Source organism: Stenotrophomonas sp. Sm10 (assembly GCF_030985515.1).
In the GTDB taxonomy this organism is placed as follows: Bacteria; Pseudomonadota; Gammaproteobacteria; order Xanthomonadales; family Xanthomonadaceae; genus Stenotrophomonas; species Stenotrophomonas hibiscicola.
The window spans coordinates 1-4,203 of the sequence record NZ_JAPTFO010000145.1 but is presented as its reverse complement, the minus strand read 5'-3'; the positions used below and the strand labels follow the sequence as shown (position 1 = coordinate 4,203).

The 4,203-nt window shown below is 65.7% G+C and carries 4 protein-coding genes; 2 read left to right on the top strand and 2 right to left on the bottom strand.

The features are described 5' to 3' along the window. Window positions 1–57: 57 nt before the first annotated feature. Together O0J15_RS20355 and O0J15_RS20350 are read right to left on the bottom strand one after the other, a co-directional pair. A complete protein-coding gene (locus tag O0J15_RS20355) occupies window positions 58–717 on the bottom strand; it encodes an exopolysaccharide biosynthesis protein (RefSeq protein ID WP_021204405.1) in 660 nt (219 codons plus the stop codon). Beyond that, window positions 701–2,005 (bottom strand): hemolysin family protein, encoded by a 1,305-nt coding sequence (locus O0J15_RS20350; protein WP_005416017.1) that lies wholly within the window; start codon window positions 2,003–2,005, stop codon window positions 701–703. Before O0J15_RS20350 ends, O0J15_RS20355 begins: the two co-directional genes overlap by 17 nt. 292 nt (window positions 2,006–2,297) lie before the next feature. On the opposite strand from O0J15_RS20350, the gene O0J15_RS20345 reads away from it, so the two are divergent. Both O0J15_RS20345 and O0J15_RS20340 read left to right on the top strand, forming a co-directional pair. Next, the gene (locus O0J15_RS20345) at window positions 2,298–2,924 is read left to right on the top strand and encodes a DUF47 domain-containing protein (protein WP_004152833.1); all 627 of its coding nucleotides are present in this window, start codon (window positions 2,298–2,300) and stop codon (window positions 2,922–2,924) included. A gap of 13 nt (window positions 2,925–2,937) precedes the next feature. Next, window positions 2,938–4,059 carry an inorganic phosphate transporter gene (locus O0J15_RS20340; RefSeq protein ID WP_014036730.1) on the top strand — a complete coding sequence of 374 codons (1,122 nt, stop codon included), beginning with the start codon at window positions 2,938–2,940 and terminating at the stop codon, window positions 4,057–4,059. Window positions 4,060–4,203: the final 144 nt, after the last annotated feature.

Here is a 4,203-nt window from a genome sequence, read left to right as displayed (position 1 = left end):
GCCGGCAACCCTGGGAACGTGGCAGCCGGCCAGCGGCCGGCTCTACCGGATGCCGCTTCAGAACCAGCGCTGGAACAGCTCCACTGTATAGCCCACCAGCTGCCCCGAACTGAAGCCGAAGAACGCGATCGCCACCAGTGCGGCGATCCAGTTGAACAGCATCAGCGCACCATCGCGTTCCAGCAGCGCCAGCGAGAACAGCAGCAGCTGGAAGCCGAACAGGAAGTTGGTGAACGGAATCGGCAACGACAGCAGCAGGCCCAGCAACACCAGCAGCAGGCCAGTGAACGCGTGTGCGGGCAGCGGTGTCAGCAGCTGCGGCAGGCGTGGCTTCAGCATCCTGTCCAGCCGCCGCAACGGGCGATCGATACGGTCCAGGAAGCGGTGCATGGTGCCGCGCTTCGGCCCGCGTCGGGCAATGAAACCGGGCAGCCAGGGGCGGCGCAGGCAACACAGCATCTGCAGGCCGATCAGGACCACCAGTGGGCCGCTGACCGCACCCCCCATGCCCGGGATCGGGATGAACGAGGGCAGGATCGCCACGAACAGGAACACGCCGAACGCGCTCTGCTGCAGGTTGCTGAGGATCTGGCCGAGCGGCATGTGCTCGGCGGGATCGCCGGAGGCGAACATCTCCAGCAGGGTGCGGATGCCCTCGTTGCGGTAGGCCGCGCGCTGAGCGCCCTGGCCCTGGCCGGTCTCAGGCGGTGAGCTCATCGGCCTGCTCGTCGGACAACGTGCGCAGCAGCAGCTTGTCCACCCGCGCACCGTCCAGGTCGACCACCTCGAAGCGCCAGCCGGCCCAGTCGAAGTACTCGCCTGCGTGCGGGATGCGGCCGAAGTAGTGGATGCACATGCCGGCCAGCGTGTAGTAATCGCCGTCCTCGGCATCGGGCAGGTCGTTGCTTCCGATCAGCTCGCGCAGGTCTTCGATCGGCAGCGAGCCGTCCACCAGCAGCGAGCCGTCCTCGCGGGTCACCACCAGGGCATCCTCGTCGGCATTCTCGACCGCCTGCAGGCGGCCGACCACGGCGCCCATCAGGTCGCTGATGGTCACCAGGCCCTGGATCTCGCCGTACTCGTCCACCACCAGCGCCATCGACTGCTGTTCCTCGCGGAAGATCTCCAGCAGCTTCATCGCGTGGGTCGATTCGGAGACGTACAGCGGTTCGCGCAGGGTCTGGAACAGCGCGTTGTCGCCGCGCGCCATGCGCGTGGCCAGCGATTTCAGCTCCAGCACGCCGACCACGTCCATGTCGTTGTCGCGGTACACCGGGTAACGGGAGAACTCGTGCTCGGCCATGATGTCCAGATTGCGCTCCAGCCCGGCCTGGGTGTCGAGCCAGGCGATGCGGTTGCGCGGCGTCATCAGGCTGTCGGCGGTGCGGTCGCCCAGGCGCATGACGCGGTTCATCATGTCGCGCTCGTGGGCGTCGATCACGCCGGCCTCGTGGCTCTCGGCCACCAGCATCCGGATCTCTTCTTCAGTCACCTGCGCGGCCTCGTCCTTGCCCAGGCCCAGCACCTTCAGCACCAGCTGGGTAGTCTTGGACAGGAGCCAGACGAAGGGCAGGGCGAGCCTGGCCAGCCAGCTCATCGGCATCGCGACCAGGCCGGCAATGGCCTCGGAACGTGTCAGGGCCAGGCGCTTGGGCACCAGTTCGCCGAAGATCAGCGTGATGAAGGTGATCAGCGAGACCGCCAGGGCGGTGCCTACTTCGCGCGCGTACGCAAAGCCGGGCATCAGGCCCTGCAGCCAGCCGGCGATCGCGTCGCCGATCGCATCACCACCGAGGTAGCCGGTGAGTACGCCGATCACGGTGATGCCGATCTGCACGGTGGACAGGAAGCTCTCCGGCTTCTCCGACAGCTCCAGCGCCTTGGCGGCGCGCTTGGAGGTGGCGGCCATCTGCTTCAGGCGGCTCTTGCGCGAGGTCATGACCGACATCTCGGACATGGCGAAGAAGCCGTTCAGCAGAACCAGCGCGAAGACAATCAGGATCATTTCAAACACGGGCGTCGTCCCCGGTTGGTGGCAGGGAGGGCGGGTGCTTGCGATGGCGGCAGGCGCTCAGGAACGGGGTCCGGCGCGGCGCAGGGGGATAAGGGTCGTCGTCCATAAGGTGCGCCTGAAGGCGCGCTGGCATCTTAGCAAAGGGGCATGGCAGGGTGGCAACCGCCTGTTCAGGTTGGGGCTCCCAGAGCCCGGAAAGGGCGCGGGGATACCCGTGATGGTCATCTAGCCGTCATAATTCGCTCTGGTGCCGTCCTTCCCGCGACGGCTGACAGGTTTCTCAATGTTCTCTCTGCAGACCATTTTCGGTTCCGGCAAACAGTTCTACACCCTGCTCGATGAGGCTGCTGTCGCGGCTTCCGATGCCGCCAAGGCGCTGCATTCCATGCTGCGCGAGGCCGACCGCCAGCCCGCGCTGGACGCCTTCAAGCTGGCCCGCCTGCGCGAACGCGCGGCCTCGGACAAGATCAGCCAGGCGCTGGTGGACAGCTTCATGACCCCCATCGAGCGCGAAGACATCGAAGCGCTGGGTTCGGCCCTGTACAAGATTCCGAAGCAGATCGAGAAGTTCGCCGATCGCTATTCGCTGGCCACGACCCACCTGGAGCACATCGACTTCGCGCCGCGCGCGGCGATGCTGGAGCAGGCCGCCGGCGTGGTGGTGGAGATGGTGGCCGACCTGCGCCACATGAACCTGGACCGGATGACCGCGCTGAACGAGAAGCTGCGCTCGCTGGAGAACGAGGCCGACCGCCTGATGCTCGAGCTGTACCGCGACATCTACTCCGGTCGCCTGGACAACCTGCAGATGTTCCTGCTGAAGGAATTCTTCGAGATCCTGGAGAAGGCCATCGACCGTTGCCGCGAGGCTGGCGTGGTGGCGTACCAGATCGTGTTGAAGAACAGCTGACGGACGCCGCCGCATGTTGACCCTTGTCCTGGTGGTGATCCTGGCCGCGCTCGTTTTCGAGTTCATCAACGGCTTCCACGACACCGCCAACTCCATTGCCACCGTGGTGGCGACCAAGGTGCTCTCGCCCGGCTGGGCGGTGATGCTGGCCGCCTTCATGAACCTCATCGGCGCGTTGACCGGTACCGCGGTGGCGCTGACCATCGCCTCGGGCCTGCTCAACACCAACGTGGTCGACGTCACCCCGCAGGTGATCCTGTGCGCCCTGCTGGGCGGCATCATCTGGAACCTGATCACCTGGTGGAAGGGCCTGCCGTCCTCGTCCTCGCACGCCCTGATCGGTGGCCTCTGCGGCGCCGGCCTGGCTGCGGCCCACAACAACTGGGACGCCCTGATCTGGTCCGAGCGGCTGGGCAGCTGGGCGCAGAACAAGGGCCTGCTGTGGAAGGTGTTCGTGCCGATGATCACCTCGCCGATCGCCGGCTTCCTGCTCGGCATCGTGGTGATGGTGCTGCTGTGGGCGCTGATCGCCGGCCTGGCCAAGATCGGTGGTGCCATCGGCCGCCTGGCCCGCCCGCGCATCGTCAACGCGTTCTTCGGCAAGGCGCAGATCGCCTCGGCGGCCTACATGGGCTTTGCCCACGGCCACAACGATGCGCAGAAGACCATGGGCATCATCGCCATGACACTGATCGGTGCAGAAGCCACCGGCGCACTGAACGACCTGCCGTCCTGGCTGGCCTTCATGCACCCGGATGCGCATGCCGGTGACGGCATCGCGATGTGGATCGTGCTGACCTGTGCGGTGGTGATGGCGGCCGGTACCGCCTCGGGTGGCTGGAAGATCATCAAGACCCTGGGCCACAAGATGGTCAAGCTGCACCCGATCCACGGCTTCGCCGCAGAGACCAGCTCGGCCACCATCCTGACCCTGGCGGCCCACTTCGGCATGCCGGTCTCGACCACGCACAGCATCTCCACCGCGATCATGGGTGTCGGCTTCGCCAAGAACCCGCGTTCGCTGAAGTTCGGCGTGATCGAGCGCATCGTCTGGGCCTGGATCCTGACCATCCCGGCGGCCGGCGGCTGTGCGTACCTGATCCTGAAGCTGTTCGAACTGTTCGGCTGGACCTGATGCCAACGGCCTTGGGATCAGAGCCCTTTCCCTGCGGGAAAAGGATCTGATCCCGGTAAACGAAAAAGCCCGCCGGATACCGGCGGGCTTTTTTCATGGCAGATCATTCCTCTGTATCCAAGCGTGCCGACCAACGGTCGGCAC

Coding starts and splice junctions, on each gene's coding strand:
- O0J15_RS20345 (WP_004152833.1), top strand. CDS start 2,298: ATGTTCTCTCTGCAGACCATTTTCGGTTCCGGCAAACAGTTCTACACC.
- O0J15_RS20340 (WP_014036730.1), top strand. CDS start 2,938: ATGTTGACCCTTGTCCTGGTGGTGATCCTGGCCGCGCTCGTTTTCGAG.
- O0J15_RS20355 (WP_021204405.1), bottom strand. CDS start 717: ATGAGCTCACCGCCTGAGACCGGCCAGGGCCAGGGCGCTCAGCGCGCG.
- O0J15_RS20350 (WP_005416017.1), bottom strand. CDS start 2,005: ATGATCCTGATTGTCTTCGCGCTGGTTCTGCTGAACGGCTTCTTCGCC.